General features: G+C 75.7%; 20 protein-coding genes and 1 pseudogene. 14 read left to right on the forward strand and 7 right to left on the reverse strand.

Going from position 1 to position 17,240, the window contains the following annotated elements:
- Both AB0F18_RS33275 and AB0F18_RS33280 read left to right on the forward strand, forming a co-directional pair.
- A pseudogene (locus AB0F18_RS33275) lies at positions 1–747 on the forward strand (hypothetical protein); the annotation flags it as partial.
- A complete protein-coding gene (locus AB0F18_RS33280; protein WP_362067436.1) occupies positions 744–1,670 on the forward strand; it encodes an NAD(P)-dependent oxidoreductase in 927 nt (308 codons plus the stop codon). The pseudogene AB0F18_RS33275 and the gene AB0F18_RS33280, both read left to right, overlap by 4 nt.
- Here AB0F18_RS33280 and msrB read toward each other — a convergent pair.
- The 4 genes from msrB to AB0F18_RS33300 form a co-directional block, all read right to left on the reverse strand.
- Complete coding sequence (gene msrB / locus AB0F18_RS33285) at positions 1,651–2,058, reverse strand: peptide-methionine (R)-S-oxide reductase MsrB (protein ID WP_362067438.1); 408 nt, start codon at positions 2,056–2,058, stop codon at positions 1,651–1,653. The genes AB0F18_RS33280 and msrB overlap by 20 nt on opposite strands.
- 15 nt (positions 2,059–2,073) lie before the next feature.
- Positions 2,074–3,477, reverse strand: coding sequence for a UDP-N-acetylmuramate--L-alanine ligase (gene murC / locus AB0F18_RS33290; RefSeq protein WP_362067440.1), 1,404 nt, complete (start codon positions 3,475–3,477; stop codon positions 2,074–2,076).
- An 89-nt stretch (positions 3,478–3,566) separates the two neighbouring features.
- Positions 3,567–4,034, reverse strand: a complete 468-nt coding sequence (locus AB0F18_RS33295; protein ID WP_362067442.1) for an indole-3-glycerol phosphate synthase — start codon at positions 4,032–4,034, stop codon at positions 3,567–3,569.
- A gap of 148 nt (positions 4,035–4,182) precedes the next feature.
- Positions 4,183–4,965, reverse strand: a complete 783-nt coding sequence (locus AB0F18_RS33300; RefSeq protein ID WP_362067444.1) for a pyrimidine reductase family protein — start codon at positions 4,963–4,965, stop codon at positions 4,183–4,185.
- Between the two features lie 36 nt (positions 4,966–5,001).
- Between AB0F18_RS33300 and zapE the strand changes: the two genes are divergently transcribed.
- The 5 genes from zapE to AB0F18_RS33325 all read left to right on the forward strand — a co-directional run bounded on the left by zapE (position 5,002) and on the right by AB0F18_RS33325 (position 9,903).
- The gene (gene zapE / locus AB0F18_RS33305) at positions 5,002–6,108 is read left to right on the forward strand and encodes a cell division protein ZapE (RefSeq protein WP_362067446.1); all 1,107 of its coding nucleotides are present in this window, start codon (positions 5,002–5,004) and stop codon (positions 6,106–6,108) included.
- 61 nt (positions 6,109–6,169) lie between these two features.
- The gene (locus AB0F18_RS33310; protein WP_030234726.1) at positions 6,170–6,595 is read left to right on the forward strand and encodes an OsmC family protein; all 426 of its coding nucleotides are present in this window, start codon (positions 6,170–6,172) and stop codon (positions 6,593–6,595) included.
- A 179-nt stretch (positions 6,596–6,774) separates the two neighbouring features.
- On the forward strand, positions 6,775–8,115 hold the full coding sequence (locus AB0F18_RS33315) for an alkaline phosphatase PhoX (protein ID WP_362067448.1): 1,341 nt from the start codon (positions 6,775–6,777) through the stop codon (positions 8,113–8,115).
- Between the two features lie 4 nt (positions 8,116–8,119).
- Positions 8,120–8,986, forward strand: coding sequence for a PPK2 family polyphosphate kinase (locus AB0F18_RS33320; RefSeq protein ID WP_362067450.1), 867 nt, complete (start codon positions 8,120–8,122; stop codon positions 8,984–8,986).
- Positions 8,987–9,003: 17 nt separating this feature from the next.
- The gene (locus AB0F18_RS33325; RefSeq protein ID WP_362067452.1) at positions 9,004–9,903 is read left to right on the forward strand and encodes a polysaccharide deacetylase family protein; all 900 of its coding nucleotides are present in this window, start codon (positions 9,004–9,006) and stop codon (positions 9,901–9,903) included.
- Positions 9,904–9,986: 83 nt separating this feature from the next.
- On the opposite strand, the gene AB0F18_RS33330 is transcribed toward AB0F18_RS33325, so the two are convergent.
- From AB0F18_RS33330 to AB0F18_RS33340, 3 genes are read right to left on the reverse strand one after another with little or no spacing between them, the layout of a single operon-like run.
- On the reverse strand, positions 9,987–10,646 hold the full coding sequence (locus AB0F18_RS33330; protein ID WP_362067454.1) for an ABC transporter: 660 nt from the start codon (positions 10,644–10,646) through the stop codon (positions 9,987–9,989).
- Complete coding sequence (locus AB0F18_RS33335) at positions 10,643–11,617, reverse strand: ATP-binding cassette domain-containing protein (RefSeq protein ID WP_362067466.1); 975 nt, start codon at positions 11,615–11,617, stop codon at positions 10,643–10,645. Before AB0F18_RS33335 ends, AB0F18_RS33330 begins: the two co-directional genes overlap by 4 nt.
- Entirely contained in the window at positions 11,614–12,288 is a 675-nt protein-coding gene (locus tag AB0F18_RS33340) for an AIM24 family protein (RefSeq protein WP_362067456.1), read from the reverse strand. The genes AB0F18_RS33335 and AB0F18_RS33340 overlap by 4 nt, the downstream gene beginning before the upstream one ends.
- A 71-nt stretch (positions 12,289–12,359) precedes the next feature.
- Here AB0F18_RS33340 and AB0F18_RS33345 point away from each other — a divergent pair, with 71 nt between their 5' ends.
- From AB0F18_RS33345 to AB0F18_RS33375, 7 genes are all read left to right on the forward strand, one after another.
- Positions 12,360–13,109, forward strand: coding sequence for an aminoacyl-tRNA hydrolase (locus AB0F18_RS33345; protein ID WP_362067458.1), 750 nt, complete (start codon positions 12,360–12,362; stop codon positions 13,107–13,109).
- Positions 13,106–13,543, forward strand: a complete 438-nt coding sequence (locus tag AB0F18_RS33350; RefSeq protein WP_362067460.1) for an SMI1/KNR4 family protein — start codon at positions 13,106–13,108, stop codon at positions 13,541–13,543. The genes AB0F18_RS33345 and AB0F18_RS33350 overlap by 4 nt, the downstream gene beginning before the upstream one ends.
- A gap of 139 nt (positions 13,544–13,682) precedes the next feature.
- A complete protein-coding gene (locus tag AB0F18_RS33355) occupies positions 13,683–14,963 on the forward strand; it encodes a DUF692 domain-containing protein (RefSeq protein ID WP_362067468.1) in 1,281 nt (426 codons plus the stop codon).
- Complete coding sequence (locus AB0F18_RS33360) at positions 14,960–16,051, forward strand: TIGR04222 domain-containing membrane protein (protein WP_362067462.1); 1,092 nt, start codon at positions 14,960–14,962, stop codon at positions 16,049–16,051. The genes AB0F18_RS33355 and AB0F18_RS33360 overlap by 4 nt, the downstream gene beginning before the upstream one ends.
- An 84-nt stretch (positions 16,052–16,135) precedes the next feature.
- Positions 16,136–16,309, forward strand: a complete 174-nt coding sequence (locus tag AB0F18_RS33365; protein ID WP_362067472.1) for a hypothetical protein — start codon at positions 16,136–16,138, stop codon at positions 16,307–16,309.
- A 20-nt stretch (positions 16,310–16,329) separates the two neighbouring features.
- A complete protein-coding gene (locus AB0F18_RS33370; protein WP_362067470.1) occupies positions 16,330–16,941 on the forward strand; it encodes a TIGR04222 domain-containing membrane protein in 612 nt (203 codons plus the stop codon).
- Between the two features lie 99 nt (positions 16,942–17,040).
- The coding region (locus AB0F18_RS33375) for a hypothetical protein (protein ID WP_362067464.1) at positions 17,041–17,240 on the forward strand (200 nt) is incomplete at its 3' end.

The following is a 17,240-nucleotide window of genomic DNA, read 5'->3' on the forward strand; positions in this document are numbered from 1 at the left end:
TACCTGGTGGCCCAGATCCGCCGCACCCACCGCCTGGCCCGCCGCCAGGCGATCACCCACCTGCCGGGGCCGCCGAGGCCGGGCGCGGCGGCGGGGGCGGCCCGGGCGGCGGAGCGGCTGCGGGCGCTCCTGGGCGATGCGGACCCGCTGTCGGCGATGCTCGCGGTGGCGGCGGTGAACACCACGGTGGCGGCGCTGCCGCGGGCGGTGGCGTGGTGCGCGGACGCCGGTCTGTGGGAGCAGGCCGCGGACGCGGAGCTGCGGCCCCGGCTGGTGGAGGAGCTGCTGCGGGTGACGGCGGCCTCGCCGGTGCTGCCCCGGGTGGCGGCGGCGGACGGGGTGGTCGGGGGCTGCCCGGTGCGGGGCGGGGACCGGCTGCTGCTGGTGGCCCGGCATGCGGCGGGGGCGCACCGGCGTGACCCGGACGGCCGGGCTCCGGCCGGGCCGGGGGTGGCGCGGCTGGTGTTCGGGGCGGGTCCGCACGCCTGCCCGGGGGCCCGGCTGGCCACGGCCCAGCTGGCCGACGTACTGGAGGCCCTGGCCCCGCACCGGCCGGCGGTGACGAGGTCCCGGGTGGACCGGCGGGCGGCCCTGCCGGGGTGGCGGGAGCTGAGGGTGAGGGCGGGCGCGCGGACCTCGCCCACGGGAGCCGCCGTCTTCGGGCCCGTCACCCGTACCCCGGCCCCGGACGGCTGCCCGACGGCCGGCCCGTACCGGCACGAACCGACGGCGGAGGCGGGCGCATGAGGGTCGCGGTCACGGGCGCCAGCGGGTTCTGTGGCGGGCACGTCGCCCGCGCGGCGGCCGCGGCCGGCTCCTCGGTGGTCTGTCTGGGCCGCCGGCCGGGCCCGCTGGGCGAGCACCGGTTCTGGGACGCGGCGTCGGCCGGGCCGGACCTGTCGGGGGTGGACGTGGTCGTGCACTGCGCGGCGGCGGTGGGCGATCCTGCGCCGGGCTCGCGGGCGGAGGCGGCCATGCGCGCCGTCAACGTGGACGGCACCGCCCGGCTGCTGCGGGCGGCGGCGGGCCGGCCGGTGGTGTGGGTGAGCAGCGCGAGCGTGTACGACCCGCGCCGCGACCGGGCCCTCGTCACGGAGGACCACCCGCGCGCGCACCACCTCAACGCGTACGGCCGCACGAAGGCGGAGGGCGAGGCCCTGGCCCTGGCGGCGGGCGCGGTGGTGCTGCGGCCCCGGGCGGTGTACGGCCCGGGCGACACCCAGCTGCTGCCCCGCCTGCTGTCCCGGGTCCGGGCCGGAACCCTGTTCCTGCCCGGACCGGACGTGCGGCTCAGCCTGACGGCGGTGGAGAACCTGGCGGACGCCTGCCTGGCGGCCCCGGCCTGGGCCCCGGGCGCGTACAACGTCGCGGACGCGGTCCCCTACGGCCGGGACGCGGCGGTGACGGCGGTCCTGCGCGCCCACGGGGTCCGCGCCCGGATCCGTCACCTCCCCCTCCCCCTGGCCGCGGCGGCGGCCCGCACGGCGGAGACGGCGGCCCGCCTCACCGGCTCGGAACCGGCCCTGAGCCGCTACGCGGTGGACCAGCTGGCCCACCCGGTGGTCCTGGACCTGACGAGGTCCCGCACCCAGGGCTGGACCCCGGGCAGCAGCCTGGAGGACTACCTGGCGGACCTGCGGGCGCCGGGGCTCAGCCCTCGGTCGGGGTGAGGCGCAGGGAGATGCTGTTGATGCAGTACCGCTGGTCCGTGGGGGTCGGGTAGCCCTCGCCCTCGAAGACGTGGCCCAGGTGGGAGCCGCACTTCGCGCAGAGGACCTCCGTGCGGACCATGCCGTGCGAGGAGTCGTGCCGCAGTTCCACCGCCTCGGTGTCCTTCGGGTCGTAGAAGGACGGCCAGCCGCAGTGCGACTCGAACTTCTCCGTGGAACGGAACAGTTCGGCGCCGCAGCCGCGGCAGGAGTACACGCCCTCGGTCTTGGTGTCCGTGTACTCGCCGCGGAAGGCCGGCTCGGTGCCCGCGAGGCGGAGTACCTGGTACTCGGACGGGGTCAGCTCCGCCTGCCACTGCTCGTCCGTCTTCTGGACCTCGTACGCCATGACGTTTTCGCTCCCTCAGTTCGAAAGGCGGGCGAGCTTTTCCAGGATGTGCGGTCCCAGGTCCGTGACGTCGCCCGCGCCCATGGTGAGAACGAGATCGCCGGGCTTGGCCATTCCCGCGATCACGTCGGCGACGGCGCCCTTGTCGTGCTCGGGGGTGACGTCGGCTCCGGCGGCGCGGGCGGCGGTGATGATGATCTCGCTGGTCACGCCGGGGACCGGGTCCTCGCGGGCCGGGTAGATGTCGAGGACCACGGAGGCGTCGGCGAGGGCGAGGGACTGGCCCATCTCCGTGCCGAGCTCCTGGGTGCGGGAGAAGAGGTGCGGCTGGAAGACGACCAGGATGCGGGAGTCCCCGGCGGCGCCGCGGATGGCCTCCAGGTCGGCGGTCATCTCGGTGGGGTGGTGCGCGTAGGAGTCGATGACCTGGACGCCGGCCGCCTCGCCCTTGAGCTGGAGGCGGCGCTTGACGCCGGTGTACTTGCCGAGGGCGGAGGCCAGGTTGTGCGCGGGGATGCCGAGGGCGACGCCCGCGGCGAGGGCCGCGACGGCGTTGTGCGCGTAGTGGCGGCCGGGCACGGAGACCGTGAAGGTGAGCGGGCGGCCGTCGAGGAGGACGGTGACCTCGCTGGTCAGACCGCGCGGGGTGATCTTGGTGATGCGGACGTCGGCGTCGTCCTCCTCGCCGTACGTGACGACCGTGAGGCCGTCGCGGCCGGCGACGCGGCGGGCGATCTCGGCGGCGCCGGCCTGGCCGTGGGCGACCACGAGGGTGCCGCCGGGGACGACCTTGCCGACGAAGGTCTCGAAGGACTCGTAGATCTCGTCCATCGAGGCGTAGTTCGCGTGGTGGTCGAGCTCCGCGTTGAGGATGATCGCGACCTGCGGGGCGTACTTGTGGAAGCTGCGGTCGCTCTCGTCGGCCTCGGCGACGAAGATGTCGCCCTCGCCGTGGTGGGCGTTGGAGCCGGGGGCGTCCAGGTCGCCGCCGATGGCGTAGGAGGGGTCCAGGCCCAGGGCGGAGAGGGAGACCGCCAGCATCGAGGTGGTGGTGGTCTTGCCGTGGGTGCCGGCGACCGCGATGGGGCGCAGGCCGCCCATCAGGCCGGCGAGGGCGTCGGAGCGGTGCACGACGGGGATGCCGAGCTCGGCGGCGCGGGCGAGCTCCGGGTTGTCGGCGCGGATGGCGCTGGAGACGACCACGCAGGTGGACCCGGGGGCGAGGTGGTCGGCGGCGTGCCCGATGTGGACCGTGGCGCCGTGGGCGCGCAGCGCCTCGGCGGTCTCGGAGTCACGGGCGTCGCTGCCGGCCACCTGCGCCCCGCGCTGGGCGAGGATCTTCGCGATGCCGGACATGCCGGCGCCGCCGATGCCGATGAAGTGGGGCCGTTCCATCGCGGTCGGCAGGCCGGGCTTCATTCAGGTCGCTCCAGGATCGTGTGCGGGGGCCCGCGGGCGGTTCCGCGGGGCGGGCCCGCGGGGTGGGCCCAGGGTGTGTCCGCCCCAGCCTATTCGTTGTGGGCGAAGAGCTTGAGCACCGGAACCCCGACCTTGTGACGGGCGCGGGAGGCCCAGTCGCGGTGGAAGAACTCCTCGACGAAGTGGGGGGCGGTCAGAACGATCACCTCGTCGGCGCCCGTCTCGTCGACGACGGCCTTGAGTTTGTCGAGGGGGTGGTCCTCGACGATGTGGCCGACGGCCGTGGCGCCCTTCCTGCGCAGGGCCGCGAGCGAATGTTCGAGGGCCGCCGCGGCGGGGCCCCGGGCGGCCTCGCCCTCGGGCACGTCGGCCTCGCGGAGGGCTTCGGGGAGCTCGCCGAGCGCGACGTCGTCGATGGCGCGGAGCAGTCGGTCCTGGTCGCCCCTGGGTTGCATGAGGACGACGAAGGAGACGTGGTCGTCTCCGTGCAGGGTGGTGACGAAGTCCACGTCCACCGTGGTCAGCGGCTGCTCGATCATCAATACGCTCGTGAACACGGACGCCCTCTCCTTCATGGGCCGAGGCCGGTCGGCCGGCCCCTGCGGAAACCATCCTGCCCCGCTGTGACGCGGGGCCTGCGCAGGTATATGTGCCCAGGTACGTACCCGTCGGAAGCTAAGCGGAACGAGAAATTCCGCTCCCTTCTCAGATCCGACGGTAGCTCGTGAAGAGGAACCCGGCCTCTTCCAGTACGGAGGCCGGCGCGAGCCGGTGCGGAACCGTGACGGAGGGCCCGCCGGCGATCCGCTGGGCACCCCCCGCCGTCAGCGTCGGGGAGATCGTCAGGCACAGCTCGTCCAGCGCGTCGGCGGCCACGAACTGGCCCAGCAGCCGGGGCCCGCCCTCGGTCAGCTGGCGGCGCAGGCCGCGCGCGGCCAGCTCCCGCACGGCCCGCGCCGGGTCCACCCCGGCCCCCTCGCCCGCCACCACGACCTCGGCCCCGGCCGCGGTGGCCTCGGCGACGCGGTCGGCGGGGGCGGTGGCGCCGGTGAGCACCAGGGTGGGCACCAGGGGGGAGGTGAACAGGGGCAGGGTGAAGTCCAGGTCCAGGCTCGCGGTGACCACGGCGATGGCCGGGGCGGGGCCCTGGCCGGCGGCCTCACGGCGGGCCGCGAAGGCCTCGCGGGCCCGGGCCGGGCGGTAGCCCTCCTGGCGAACCGTTTCCGCGCCGGCGATGACCACGTCGGCCAGGGCCCGCAGGGTGCCGAAGATCCGCATGTCGGTCTCGCCCGAGATGGGCTGCGAGCGCCCGTCGTGCTGGGCGGCCCCGTCCAGGGTCGACACCATGTTCGCCCGCAGCCAGTGCGCCCCGGGGGCCAGATCGGGATAGGCGTAGGCCTCCGCCAGCTCGTCCAGCGACCACTCGCGGTCGGCCGTGGCACCGGAGGGAGCGGGTGTCTGATCGGTCACAGGGAACAGGCGTCGCATCGGTGCAGTGTGACACGCCCCGTAGAGTTAAGAGCTGTGTCAACATCACTCTCCACCTCCGGTCCTGCCTCCGGGCAGCCCCCGATAGCCGACGCGGGCCCGCTGGCCCTGTGCACCCGCGAGCCGCGCGTGCCCGCCGAACGGCTGGTGGCCGAGATGGTCCCGCCGCCGCGCTTCGACTCGGTGCGCTTCGACACCTACAACCCGGACCCGGCCCAGCCGAGCCAGGCCGAGGCCGTCACCGTGCTCAGCGGCTTCGCCGCCGGCCTCGGCGGCGCCCACGCCAGCGGCGCCGGCAAGCGCAAGTGGTTCCAGAAGAAGGCGCCCGCCCCGGCCCCCGGCCCGCGCGGGGTCTACCTCGACGGCGGCTACGGCGTCGGCAAGACCCACCTGCTGGCCTCCCTGTGGCACGCCACCCCGGCCGAGCCCGCGCTCAAGGCCTTCGGCACCTTCGTGGAGCTGACCAACCTGGTCGGCGCGCTCGGCTTCCAGCAGACCGTGCAGACCCTGGGCGGACACCGGCTGCTGTGCATCGACGAGTTCGAGCTGGACGACCCGGGCGACACCGTCCTCGTGTCCTCCCTGCTCAGCCGCCTCGTCGAGCAGGGCGTGGCGCTGGCCGCCACCTCCAACACGCTGCCCGGCAAGCTCGGCGAGGGCCGCTTCGCCGCCGCCGACTTCCTGCGGGAGATCCAGGGCCTGTCCGCACACTTCCGGCCGCTGCGCATCGACGGCCAGGACTACCGCCACCGCGGCCTGCCCGAGGCCCCGGCGCCCTTCTCCGACGAGCAGGTCGCCAAGGCCGCGTACGCGACCCCCGGCGCGAGCCTCGACGACTTCCCCGGCCTGCTGGAACACCTGGCCAAGGTGCACCCGAGCCGTTACGGAGCGCTCACGGACGGGATCGCCGCGGTCTGCCTGACCGACGTCGTGCCGGTGCCCGACCAGTCGACGGCGCTGCGCCTGGTGGTGCTGGCCGACCGGCTGTACGACCGGGAGGTGCCGGTGCTGGCCTCCGGCGTGCCCTTCGACAAGCTGTTCAGTGAAGAAATGCTCAACGGCGGTTACCGGAAGAAGTACTTCCGAGCCATCTCGCGGCTCACCGCGCTCGCCCGCGACGCAAAACCCCTGGTGTCCCAGTAGGTTGGGGACGGCCGGGCGCTCCTCGCGGCCCGGCCGTTTCCACTTCTGCGAAGGGATCACCATGGCCACCACGCGCACGTCCCACACCGTCTGGGAAGGCAACCTGCTCAAGGGTGCCGGCACCGTCTCCCTCGACTCCTCGGGCCGGGGCTCCTTCGAGGTCTCCTGGCCCTCGCGCGCCGAGGCCGCGAACGGCAAGACCAGCCCCGAGGAGCTGATCGCCGCCGCACACTCCAGCTGCTACTCGATGGCGCTCTCGCACGGCCTCGACGGTGCGGGCACCCCGCCCACCCGGGTGGAGACCAAGGCCGACGTCACCTTCCAGCCCGGTGAGGGCATCACCGGCATCCACCTCACCGTGCGCGCCGAGGTCCCCGGCCTGGACGCGGAGGGCTTCGCCGCCGCCGCGGAGGACGCGAAGAAGAACTGCCCGGTCAGCCAGGCCCTGGCCGGTACGACGATCACCCTGAGCGCCGAGCTCGTCTGATCCCCCCTCCGCCGTCACCGCCGGGCCCGCGCGCGTACGCCGCGCCGGGCCCGGTGGTGTGCGGACGGGACCCGGTGGGGTGACGGGCGGGGGCCCGCGCACGCGTCGCGGGGACGGCGGGGATCCGGCGTGGTACCACGGGCCGGTCACATCTCCAGCCACGCACCGGGGAGTTGCCGATGTCCGTCACCCGACGCAGCCTGCTCGCGGCCGGCGCGGTCGCCTTCAGCGGAGCCCTCGGCGCGCTCTTCGCCTCCGGCGGCGCCCGGGCCTCCGTCCGGGGGTACGGGCCGCTGGTGCCCGATCCCGGCGGGCTGCTCGACCTGCCGGCCGGGTTCTCGTACCGGGTGCTCTCGCGCGCCGGGGAGCCGCTGCGCTCCGGCGAGGGCACGGTGCCGTCGAACTGCGACGGGATGGCCGCCTTCGGCGCGGGCGGCGGCCGGGTCCGCCTGGTCCGCAACCACGAGAACCGGGCGACCGCCGCGCTGCGCGTGCCCGCCGTGGACGGGCTCACCTACGACCCCGGGGCCCTGGGCGGCTGCACCGTGCTGGAACTGGACCCCGGGGGCGGGGTCGCCGGCGAGCGGGTCGGGCTGGCCGGGACCGCCGTCAACTGCGCGGGCGGCCGGACCCCTTGGAACACCTGGCTGAGCTGCGAGGAGACCGAGGACCGGGCCGGCGCCTCCGGGTACGGCCGCGACCACGGGTACGTCTTCGAGGTCGACCCCGCCGATCCGCACCGCCTCGGGGCCGTCCCGCTGACCGCGCTGGGGCGCTTCGCCCACGAGGCCGTCGCCGTGGACCCGTACCGGGGGGTGGTCTACGAGACCGAGGACGCGTTCGTCAGGCCCTTCGGGCTCTTCTACCGCTTCCTGCCGGCGGTCCCGCTCGGCGGCCCCGGCTCCCTGCGGGCCGGGGGCACTCTGGAGGCGCTGCGGGTGCCCGGGGTACCCGACCTGTCGGTGGTGGACCGGCCGGGGGCGGAGTTCCCGGTGGAGTGGGTGCCCGTACCGGACCCCTCGGCGGCGGGGACCCCGATCCGCTTCCAGGACTTCGGCCCGGGCGGGATCACGCACGCGCAGAAACTGGAGGGCTGCTACTGGGGCGGGACGGGGGTCTACTTCGTCTCCAGCTACGCCCGCGGCTCCGAGGGCGCCGCCGCCGACCACCACGGGCAGGTCTGGTTCCACGACCCCCGGAGCGGCCGGCTCCGGCTGGAGGTGCGCTTCGGCCCGGCGTCCGACGTCCGCCTTCCGGGGGACTCCCCCGACAACATCTGCCTGGCCCCGGACGGGGGGCTGATGGTGTGTGAGGACGGCGGCGGGGACCAGTACGTCTTCGGGGTGACCCCGGCCGGGGAGGTCTACCCGGTGGCGCGCAACGCCCAGGACATCGGGAAGCCCGGAGCCCCCGAGTGGGGGGAGTTCGCGGGGGTCACCTTCTCCCCCGGCGGGCGGACGATGTACGTCAACGCGTACACGCCCGGGACCACGTTCGCGGTGACCGGCCCGTGGCGCTGACGCGATGACGCACGGGAAGGGCCGCGGCCACGGGCCCTCGCTGCGGGAGCTGCTGCGGGTCCCCGCCGGCGGCCGGGTCCGCCTCGGGACGTACGACCCCTCCGCGACCCCCGCCGGCCCGCCGGACAAGGCCGCCGGGCGGGCCGCCGCCGCGGAACTGGCGGAGCCCCTCGCCGGCCTGCAGGAACGGCTGTACGCGGCCGCCACCGCGGGGGACCGACGCCGCCTGCTGCTCGTGCTCCAGGGCATGGACACCTCCGGCAAGGGCGGTACGGTGAAACACGCGGCCGCGCCGTTCAACCCGGCCGGCTGCCGCATCCGGGCCTTCAAGGCGCCCACGCCGGAGGAGCGGGAGCACCCGTTCCTCTGGCGCGTGGAGAAGGCCCTGCCCCGGCCCGGCGAGATCGGGATCTTCGACCGGTCGCACTACGAGGACGTCCTGGTCGCCCGTGTCCACGCGCTGGTGCCGCGCGACACCCTGGAGCGGCGCTACGGGGAGATCAACGCGTTCGAGCGCTCCCTCGCCGAGGACGGCGTGACGCTGGTGAAGGTCTTCCTCCACATCGGCTTCGAGGAGCAGCGCGAGCGCCTCCTGCGACGGCTCGACCGGCCCGACAAGCGCTGGAAGTTCGATCCGGGCGACATCGAGGAGCGCGCGCTGTGGCCCGCGTACCAGGAGGCGTACGAACGGGTCCTGGAGCGCTGCTCCACGGACGCCGCGCCCTGGTACCTCGTGCCCGCGGACCACAAGTGGTACCGGGACTGGGCGGTCGGCAGGCTGCTGCTGGAGCATCTGGAGGAGATGGATCCGCGGTACCCCCCGGCCACGTTCGACGTCGGGGCGTGCCGCGCCCGCCTGATTGCCGGATAGTCATATATTTTGCGTGGGTGACCCTTTCTGTACGCAAAGTGGCCGCCGTGGCCGTGCTCGGCGCCGCCCTCACGGGATGCGGAGGCGGCGCGGGCGCCCCGCAGGGCGCCGGCCAGGCCCGTATGGGCACCCCCGCGGCATCCGGCCCCGCCCACGCGTCCGCCCCGGCCCCGCCCTCCGCGTCCGCCGCCTCCCCGCAGGCCGGCGCGCCCGCACAGGTGCCGACGCTGGCGCCCGGCCCGGGCGGTCTGACCCCGGTCTTCGAACGGGCCCGGCAGCGGACCGAGAAGACCGTGGCCCTCACCTTCGACGCCGACATGACCTCCGACCAGGGTCCGCGCGCCGCCTCGGGGGAGCGCTTCGACAACCCGGAGCTGATCGACGCCCTGCGCCGGCTGAAGGTGCCCTCGACCGTCTTCATGACGGGCCGCTGGGCCGAGGAGTACCCGGACCAGGCGAAGGCCATCGGCACCGACCCGAACTTCGAGATCGCCAACCACTCCTACAGCCACCACGCCTTCAAGTCCCCCTGCTACGGGCTGCCCGCGCTCGACGCGCCGGCCGCCCGGGCCGACGTCGAGCGGGCCTTCGCGGCCTTCAAGAAGGCCGGGGCGGTCAACACCGTGCCCTACTTCCGCTTCCCCGGCGGCTGCTACGACGACCAGGCGCTGCGCGCGCTGGCCCCCGCCAAGGTGACCGCCGTGCAGTGGGACGTGGTCAGCGGGGACGCCTTCGCCAAGGACCCCGATGCGGTGGCGGAGCAGGTGCTGGCCGGGGTCAAGCCCGGATCGGTGGTGGTCATGCACTGCACGCACAGCGCGGCGCCGGTCACCGGGCAGGCCATCGAGAAGATCGTGCCCGAGCTGCGTAAGCGGGGGTTCCGCTTCGTGAAGGTGTCGGAGCTGATGGGGAAGTAACGATTCGCCAGCGCACGCGGCGGGGCGGGACGGGGCAGGGCAGTACGGGGCGGTGGCGTCCGGCGGCTGCTCCCGAGGCCTGGTCAGCCCCGGCGCGCGCTCGCCCGGCACGCCGCCGCTCCCGCCGCCCCGGCCAGCAGCAGCGCCCCCGCCAGTGCGCCCAGCGGCAGCGCCGGCTCCGGGGCGCCCGCCCGCGCCGCGCCGATCAGTACGGACACCGCCCCGCGGGCCGGGGAGACGGACACCACCCAGGCCAGCAGGGTGCCCAGCCCCGCCCCGAGCACCGCGAGCCCGCGCCCCGGCACCAGCGGCGGGCCGCACACCGCGCCCACGGCGGCCCCCGTCGGGGCGCACACCCCCACCGCCACCGCCCCGGCGAGGACCGCCCGGACGGGGTCGTGCCCGGCGAGGTCCCCGACCAGCAGGGTGTAGGCCGCGGCGAGCAGCCCGGTGAGCAGGGCCCCGCCCAGCCCGGTCAGCAGGGCCGCCGCGTGCACCCGGGCCGGGCCGGCCGCGGCGGCGGTGCAGGCACGGGCCGCCGGGGGTTCGGCGGTGACGCAGACCCGGACCAGCCAGGCCGTCAGCGGGACCAGCCCGGCGGCGGCGTAGCCGAGGGAGTCCAGCGTCCGGTCGCCGGGCTGGATGCCGATCCCCATGAAGACGGCGTACACGGCGAAGGGGGCGAGCCAGCTCTGGGAGCGCAGCAGCAGCGCCCCCTGGTAGCGGAGCAGGGCGGCGGTCAAGGGAGTTCCTCCACGGCGCGGATGTGCCAGGGCGGCCGGGCGGTGAGCAGCTCGCGGAGCACCGCGTCGGAGCGGGCGGTGTCGACGGTCAGCAGGATCCCGCCGTCGGGGGCGGGTACGGCGCCCGGCGGCGGACTGCTCCCGACCGCCCCGACGGCCCGGATCCGCACGGCCGCCACGCAGCCCGGCGCAACGGCGCCCTCGGCCGGCGGGGCGGGCACGGTGGCCGGTACGGCGGACGGTTCGGCCCCTGCGGCGGGCGGCTCCGGCCGTACGCCGGGCGCCCAGGGCCCGGTGCGCGGGGCGGCAGCCGGGCCCGATGTCACCCGTTCGGGCAGGGTGGCGGCCGGGGTTTCCGCGGTGGCGGCTTCCAGGGTTCCGCCGCGCACCCGGTAGCGGACGTCGGGCAGGCCGGCGAGCCGGGCGGGGTCGTGGTCGACGAAGACCACCGTGCCCCCGGCGGCGGTGCGTTCGGTGACGGCGCGCTCCAGCTCGGCGCGGGCGGGCGCGTCCAGGCCGGTCCAGGCCTCGTCGAGGACGAGCAGCCCGGGCTCGGCGAGCAGCGCTTGGGCGACGGCCACCTTCTGGCTGGTCCCCTTGGACAGTTCGGCCATCGGGGTGCGGGCGTACGGGGCGGCGCCGAACCGCTCCAGCCGGTCCGCCGCCCGCCGGGCCGCCTCGGCCCCGGTCAGGCCGTGCACCCGTCCGAGGTGGGTCAGGTAGGCCAGGGCGGTGAGGGGCAGGGCGGCGGGGAAGCGCTCGGGCACGTACGCCGTGCGGGGCGGGCGGCCGGTGATCCGCCCCTCGGTCGGGGCGTCGATCCCGGCGAGGAGGCGCAACAGGGTGGACTTGCCGCCGCCGTTGCCGCCCTCGACCCGTACGAGGGCCCCCGGCGGCAGCTCCACGTCCACCCCGCGCAGCACCCAGGGCCGCCGCCGGCCGTAGCGGCGGCCCACTCCGGTCAGCTTCAGTGCGCCGCCGCCGTCTCGACGACCTCGCTGGGCCGGACGATGACGAAGCCCTCGCCGCGCAGCATCAGCTGGACGGCCTCGCCGGAGCCGCCGCGGATCATCGAGCCGACGGACTGGGAGCGGTGCAGCCCGGTCTCCAGCTGGGCGCTCCAGCCGACGACCGCGTCCGTGTCCACGTACACCGGCGACTGCGCGGTGACCGGGATGATGATCGGGTTGCCGTCGCAGACGACGGCGAGCTTGCCGGTGCCGGTGAAGAGGCTGTTGAAGAGTCCGCCGCCGGTCATCCCGGCGCCCTTGACCATTTTGATCTCGTAGGACAGCGTCGGGTCGAAGCACAGCACGTTGCGCCCGTTGATGGTGAGGGCGTCGCCGGGCTCGAAGTCGATGATGAAGCAGTTGGCGGCCTGGTGCGCGAACCACGCCTCGCCCTGCCCGCGTACGGACATCAGCGCGAGCCCCTCACCGGTGACGGCCCGCTTGAGCATGCCGCCTATGCCCTGGCCCTTGCGTTCGAACTGGAGGTTGCCGCGGAAGGCGACCATGGAGCCCTGGCGGGCGAGCATCTCGCCGTTGACGGCGTACTTGACGGATTTGGCGTTCTGCAGGGTCATCCCGGGCGCGGCGGCGGGCTGGGCCAGGTTCTCGCCGGCGAAAAGGTCGCTCTTCATGGACCCGATCCTCGCCCGCACCGGCCACCCGGGACATCCTCCTCAAGGCGGAGCCTGGCATCCTTGGCGGGATGAGCAGCGAGCACACGAACCAGACCTCAGAGGTACCCGCGGTGGGGGCGGACAGCCCCTTCCGCAAGGACCACGTACGGCGCGACGAGGCCCCGCAGTTCGTGCTGCCGCTGGTCGTGCGGATCGAGAAGAGCGAGCCGCCGGCCCGGACGGACGCGCTGGAGACGGCGGCCCGGGCGGTGCTGGTCCTCCTCACGGACGAGCGCGCGCACGGCGAGGGCGAGTGGGCGCAGGCGGTGCGCGACTGGCAGGACGCCCGGATCCGCAAGGTGGTCCGGCGGGCGCGCGGCGCGGAGTGGCGCAAGGCCGGCACCCTGCCGGGCGTCACCGTGCACGGCGCCGCCTCCGAGGTCCGGGTCTTCCCCCCGGTCCCCCTGGACGGCTGGCCCAAGGAGCTGGCCAAGCTCCAGGTCTCGGGCACCGACCTGGACGACCCGGAGCCGGCGCGCGCGCCCGAGCCGGGGGTTCCGGTGCTGTGGCTGAACCCGGACCTCGGTATGTCGGCCGGCAAGGCGATGGCCCAGGCGGGCCATGCGGCACAGCTGGCCTGGTGGGAGCTGACGGCGGCGGAACGCGCCCTGTGGCAGGCCTCCGGCTTCCGCCTGGCCGTCCGTACCGCCCCGCGCGAGCGCTGGGCGGAGCTCGGCGGCAGCGGCCTCCCGGTGGTCCGCGACGCCGGCTTCACGGAGATCGCCCCGGGCAGCTGCACGGTGGTCGCGGACCACCCGGCCCTGCGGGCGCGGCTGTGAGCTGGCGGAAGCTGGTCCTCGGACTCCTGCCGGAGGCCGAGCCGGCCGGGCCCGCGGACGAGGCGGACCTCGCCGAGGTGGAGCGGGTACTCGGGCAGGCCCTGCCCGGCGACCTCGCCGACCTGCTACGGGAGTGCGACGGGGTCGCCGGGCGGCACGGCACCGACGTCGTCTGGAGCGCCCGGCGGATCGCCCGGGAGAACACCGAGCTGCGCACCACGCCGGAACTCGCCTCCCTGTACATGCCCTTCGACCCGTTGATGTTCTTCGGCGACAACGGCGGAGGAGACCTGTTCGGCGTCGTGCGCACCCCGCAGCGCCCCGACGTCTTCGTCTGGGACCACGAGACCGACGGCCGCTCATGGGCGGCCGCCGGGGTGGAGGACTACCTCCGTCGCGCCCTGCCCGCACGGGGCGACTGGTACCGGGACTGAGGGCGGCCGGATCGTTACCCGGTCGCCGGGAACCTCAAATGTTGCTCTGAACGTCCCCTCCCGGTGGTTGGCCCGTTCGCGGCCGGGTCATGACATCGGCACGGAGTCCTTGAGAGGGGGCGAGGGGGACATGAAGCCCATGGCACGCCTGGGGGTGGGCATCGGGTGGAGGCCTGAGATCGCGGAGGCGGTCGAGCGGCTGGAGGGGCTGGACTGGGTCGAGGTGGTGGCCGAGAACGTGTGTCCGGGCCACCTGCCCGAGTCCCTGCTGCGGCTGCGCGAGCGGGGCGTGCGGATCGTCCCGCACGGGGTGTCGCTGGGCCTCGGGGGCGCCGACCGGCCCGACGCGGGGAAGCTGGCCGCGCTCGGGGAGCGGGCCGTGGCGCTGGGGGCGCCCCTGGTCAGCGAGCACATCGCCTTCGTACGGACCTCCTCGCCCGTCCTGGAGGCCGGACACCTGCTGCCCGTGCCCCGCACCCGGGACGCCCTGGACGTGCTGTGCGAGAACGTGCGGATCGCGCAGGACGCGCTGCCGGTGCCGCTGGCCCTGGAGAACATCGCCGCGCTGGTGTCGTGGCCCGGGGAGGAGCTCTCGGAGGGCCGGTTCCTGACCGAGCTCGTCGAACGCACCGGCGTACGGCTGCTGATCGACGTGGCCAACCTGCACACCAACCGGGTCAACCGGGGCGAGGACCCGGCCGCCGTGCTGGACGCGATCCCGCTGGAGGCGCTGGCCTACGTGCACGTGGCCGGGGGCGTGGAGCGCGACGGCGTCTGGCACGACACGCACGCGCACCCGGTACCGCCGGTGGTGCTCGACGTACTGGCGCGGCTGCGCGAGCGGGTGGACCCGCCCGGCGTCCTGCTGGAACGGGACGACGACTTCCCGGCGGAGGCGGAGCTGGCCGGGGAACTGGAGCGGATCCGCGCCGTGGTGGCGGGGGCCGGCGGCTCGAAGGCGGTGCGGGAGTCCGCCGTCGTGCGCGAGGAGGCCCCGGAGCCCGTCGCGGAGGCCGTACGGACCCGGGTGGGGCTCGGGCAGGCGGCGCTGCTGTCGGCGCTGGTCGCCGGAACGCCGGTGCCCGAGGGGTTCGACCGGCAGCGGGTGCGGATCCAGGCGCGGGCGCTGGCAGCCAAGCGGGCCTCCGTGGTCGCGAAGGTCGCGCCCGAGCTGCCCGGGATCCTGGGCGGGCCCGAGGCGTACCGCACGGCCTTCCTCCGGTACGCCCGCCGCCGTCCGATGACGGCCGGGTACCGGCGCGACGCGCTGGAGTTCGCGGAGCACCTGCTGATCCAGGACCTGCCGGAGGACCCGGCCGCGCGCCGCCGGCTCACCGCCTGGTGGCGGGAGCGGACCGGGGCGCGGCCGCCCGGGCGGATCGTTCGCTGGGCGCGTGCGCTGGTGGGGAGGGCGGCGTGAACGTTCTGGCCGTAGGGGTGTGGGCCGCCGTCGTGCTGTCGAGCCTGGGGCTGGTGCTCGGGCTCCGGCGGAGCCGGCCCCGGGTGTCCGGGACCCCCGAGGTGCACGACCTGTCCGAGGCGGCGTTCCTGGTGGGCGGGCCCGGGACGGTCGTCGACGCGGCGCTCGTCGCGCTGCTCGGGGACGGCCGGCTGGTGGCGGGCGGCCCGGGCATCGTCCACGAGGGGCGGCGGGCGCGGGGTGCGGACCCCGCCGAGCGGGCCGTGCTGTCGGCCCTGCGGGCCGCGCCGTCCGGGTGGCTGTACCAGGTGCGGTACGCCGCGATGCTGGAGCCGGCCGTGCAGGAGACCGGGGACGCCCTGGCCGCGCGCGGGCTGCTCGCCGCGCCGGGGGCGGGGCGGGGGCCGCGGCGGTGGGGGCTCGTGCAGACGGTGGTGTGCACGATGCTGCTCCCGGTGTCGCTGCCGGTGACGTTCGTGGGCATGGCGCTGACCCAGGAGCCGCAGGTCCCGTTCGTCCTGAAGGTGCTGCCGGTGCTGGTGGCCGGCATCGTGGTGGGCGCCGTCTGTGCCAGGCGGGCCCGGGGCCGGGTGACCCCGGCGGGGCGGGACGCGCTGGACCGGGCCCGCAGGCGGCACGCCGCCGACCTCGACCCGGCGGTGCTGACCGCGCTGTTCGGGCTGCGGGGGCTGCGGGATCCGGGGCTGCGGGCCCAGCTGGTGCCGGCGGCACGGGCCACCCGGCTGGCCGCGGCCCAGGCCCGGGGGCGGACGTCCGCGAGGCGCTCCTCACCCTCCTCCGGGTCCTCGTGCTCCTCCGGCTCTTCGGCCGTCGACGTGGTCCCCGTGCTGTGGTGCGCCACCAGTGACAGCGGCGGGTCCTCCGGGAGCGGCGGTTGCGGGGGCGGCTCCGGCTGCGGGGGCGGCTCCGGCGGTTCCGGTTCCAGCTGTTCCGGTGGGTCGAGCTGCGCCGGGTCCTCCAGTTGTTCGAGTGGTTCCAGCTGTTCAGGAGGGTCCAGCGGATCCAGCTGCTCCAGCGGTTCGAGTTGCAGCAGTTCGTCCGGTTCCAGCTGCTCCAGCAGTTCCTGACCGTCCATCACATCCGCGTCACGAGCTGCTCACGCTTGCGCAGCGCACCGCCGGCGCGGGCGTCGGCGGGTGTAGGAATCGGCCATGTTCTGGATCTTGTTCCTGCTGTCGGCCTGGGCCGGGGTGCTGGCCGCGGCGGCGCGTCTGCTGCGGGCCGCCTCCGCGGCGGCCGAGCAGGCGGCCGAGCAGGCGGCCGGGGAGGGGGCCGAGCAGGCGGCCGAGCAGGCGGCCGGGGAGGGGGCCGGCCCCGGGCGCTGACCCTGTACGAGGCCGCGTACCTGGCCGGCGGCCCGGAGCGGGTCGCCGTGCTGACGCTGCTCTCGATGGAGCGCCGGCGCCGGCTGCTGCTCGCCCACACCGGCTGGGCGACCGTCCTCGACCCCGTCGCCCGTGACCCGTACGAGCGGTCCGTGCTGGGCGCGTTCGGCCCCGACGGGCAGTCCCCGGTGGCGGCGGTCCGGCGGGCGGCCGCCGCGCACGCGGCCGTACGGGCCCTCGCGGACCGGCTGGCCGAGGCGGGGCTGGCGGTGCCGGAGGGGGTAGGGGCCGCGGTGGCGGGCGGGGTCAGGTCGGTGCGGCGGGCCGCCGTGCTGGTCGTGGCCATGGCGGCGGCCTCGCTGGCGGTCCCGGCGGACGGGGCGACCGTGGAGGGGGTGCTGTACTGGTTCGCGCTGCCGATGCTGCTGGCCCTGTGCTGCCTGGCCATCGCGGGGCCGGGCGGCTGCGCGCACTCGCCGTGGGCCTCCCCTGCCGGGCAGCGGCTGCTCGTGGCGCTGGACCGGGAGCGGGCGCCGGCGGACCCCCTGGCGGCCGTGGCGGTCCGCGGGCTGCGCGCCGTACGCGATCCGGGGCTGCGCGCCGCGTTCGCGGGGCGGGCCGGCGTGTCTTAGCGCAACCGGGGGTACCGGCCCCGGCGTCCGGCGGTGCGCCTGTACAGCGGCACCTTCCTGACATTTCATCAGACAGGACGATGAGACGAAGGGGTCGCCATGCGGACGACGCTCGCGCGCTACGGAGCCGCCTCGGCGGCCCTCTGCCTCACCCTGTGCGCCCCCGCCGCCCCGGCCCGCGCGAGCGGCCGGGGGCCCGGTCCCGACCGGGTCGCCGCCGAGGACGCCGGGGCGGAACTCGTCGCCCGCCGGGCCGCGGCCGCCGCCGCCCAGGGCAACAGGCCCCCCCCCACGCCGGA

This window comes from Streptomyces sp. NPDC029216 (genome assembly GCF_040648015.1).
Lineage (GTDB): Bacteria > Actinomycetota > Actinomycetes > Streptomycetales > Streptomycetaceae > Streptomyces.

Bases quoted from the DNA above. Each gene is read 5' to 3' on its own strand.
- AB0F18_RS33345 (WP_362067458.1), top strand. From the start codon at position 12,360: ATGAGCAGCGAGCACACGAACCAGACCTCAGAGGTACCCGCGGTGGGG.
- AB0F18_RS33315 (WP_362067448.1), top strand. From the start codon at position 6,775: ATGTCCGTCACCCGACGCAGCCTGCTCGCGGCCGGCGCGGTCGCCTTC.
- msrB (WP_362067438.1), bottom strand. From the start codon at position 2,058: ATGGCGTACGAGGTCCAGAAGACGGACGAGCAGTGGCAGGCGGAGCTG.
- murC (WP_362067440.1), bottom strand. From the start codon at position 3,477: ATGAAGCCCGGCCTGCCGACCGCGATGGAACGGCCCCACTTCATCGGC.
- AB0F18_RS33300 (WP_362067444.1), bottom strand. From the start codon at position 4,965: ATGCGACGCCTGTTCCCTGTGACCGATCAGACACCCGCTCCCTCCGGT.
- AB0F18_RS33320 (WP_362067450.1), top strand. From the start codon at position 8,120: ATGACGCACGGGAAGGGCCGCGGCCACGGGCCCTCGCTGCGGGAGCTG.
- AB0F18_RS33280 (WP_362067436.1), top strand. From the start codon at position 744: ATGAGGGTCGCGGTCACGGGCGCCAGCGGGTTCTGTGGCGGGCACGTC.
- AB0F18_RS33310 (WP_030234726.1), top strand. From the start codon at position 6,170: ATGGCCACCACGCGCACGTCCCACACCGTCTGGGAAGGCAACCTGCTC.
- AB0F18_RS33365 (WP_362067472.1), top strand. From the start codon at position 16,136: ATGTTCTGGATCTTGTTCCTGCTGTCGGCCTGGGCCGGGGTGCTGGCC.
- AB0F18_RS33355 (WP_362067468.1), top strand. From the start codon at position 13,683: ATGGCACGCCTGGGGGTGGGCATCGGGTGGAGGCCTGAGATCGCGGAG.
- AB0F18_RS33340 (WP_362067456.1), bottom strand. From the start codon at position 12,288: ATGAAGAGCGACCTTTTCGCCGGCGAGAACCTGGCCCAGCCCGCCGCC.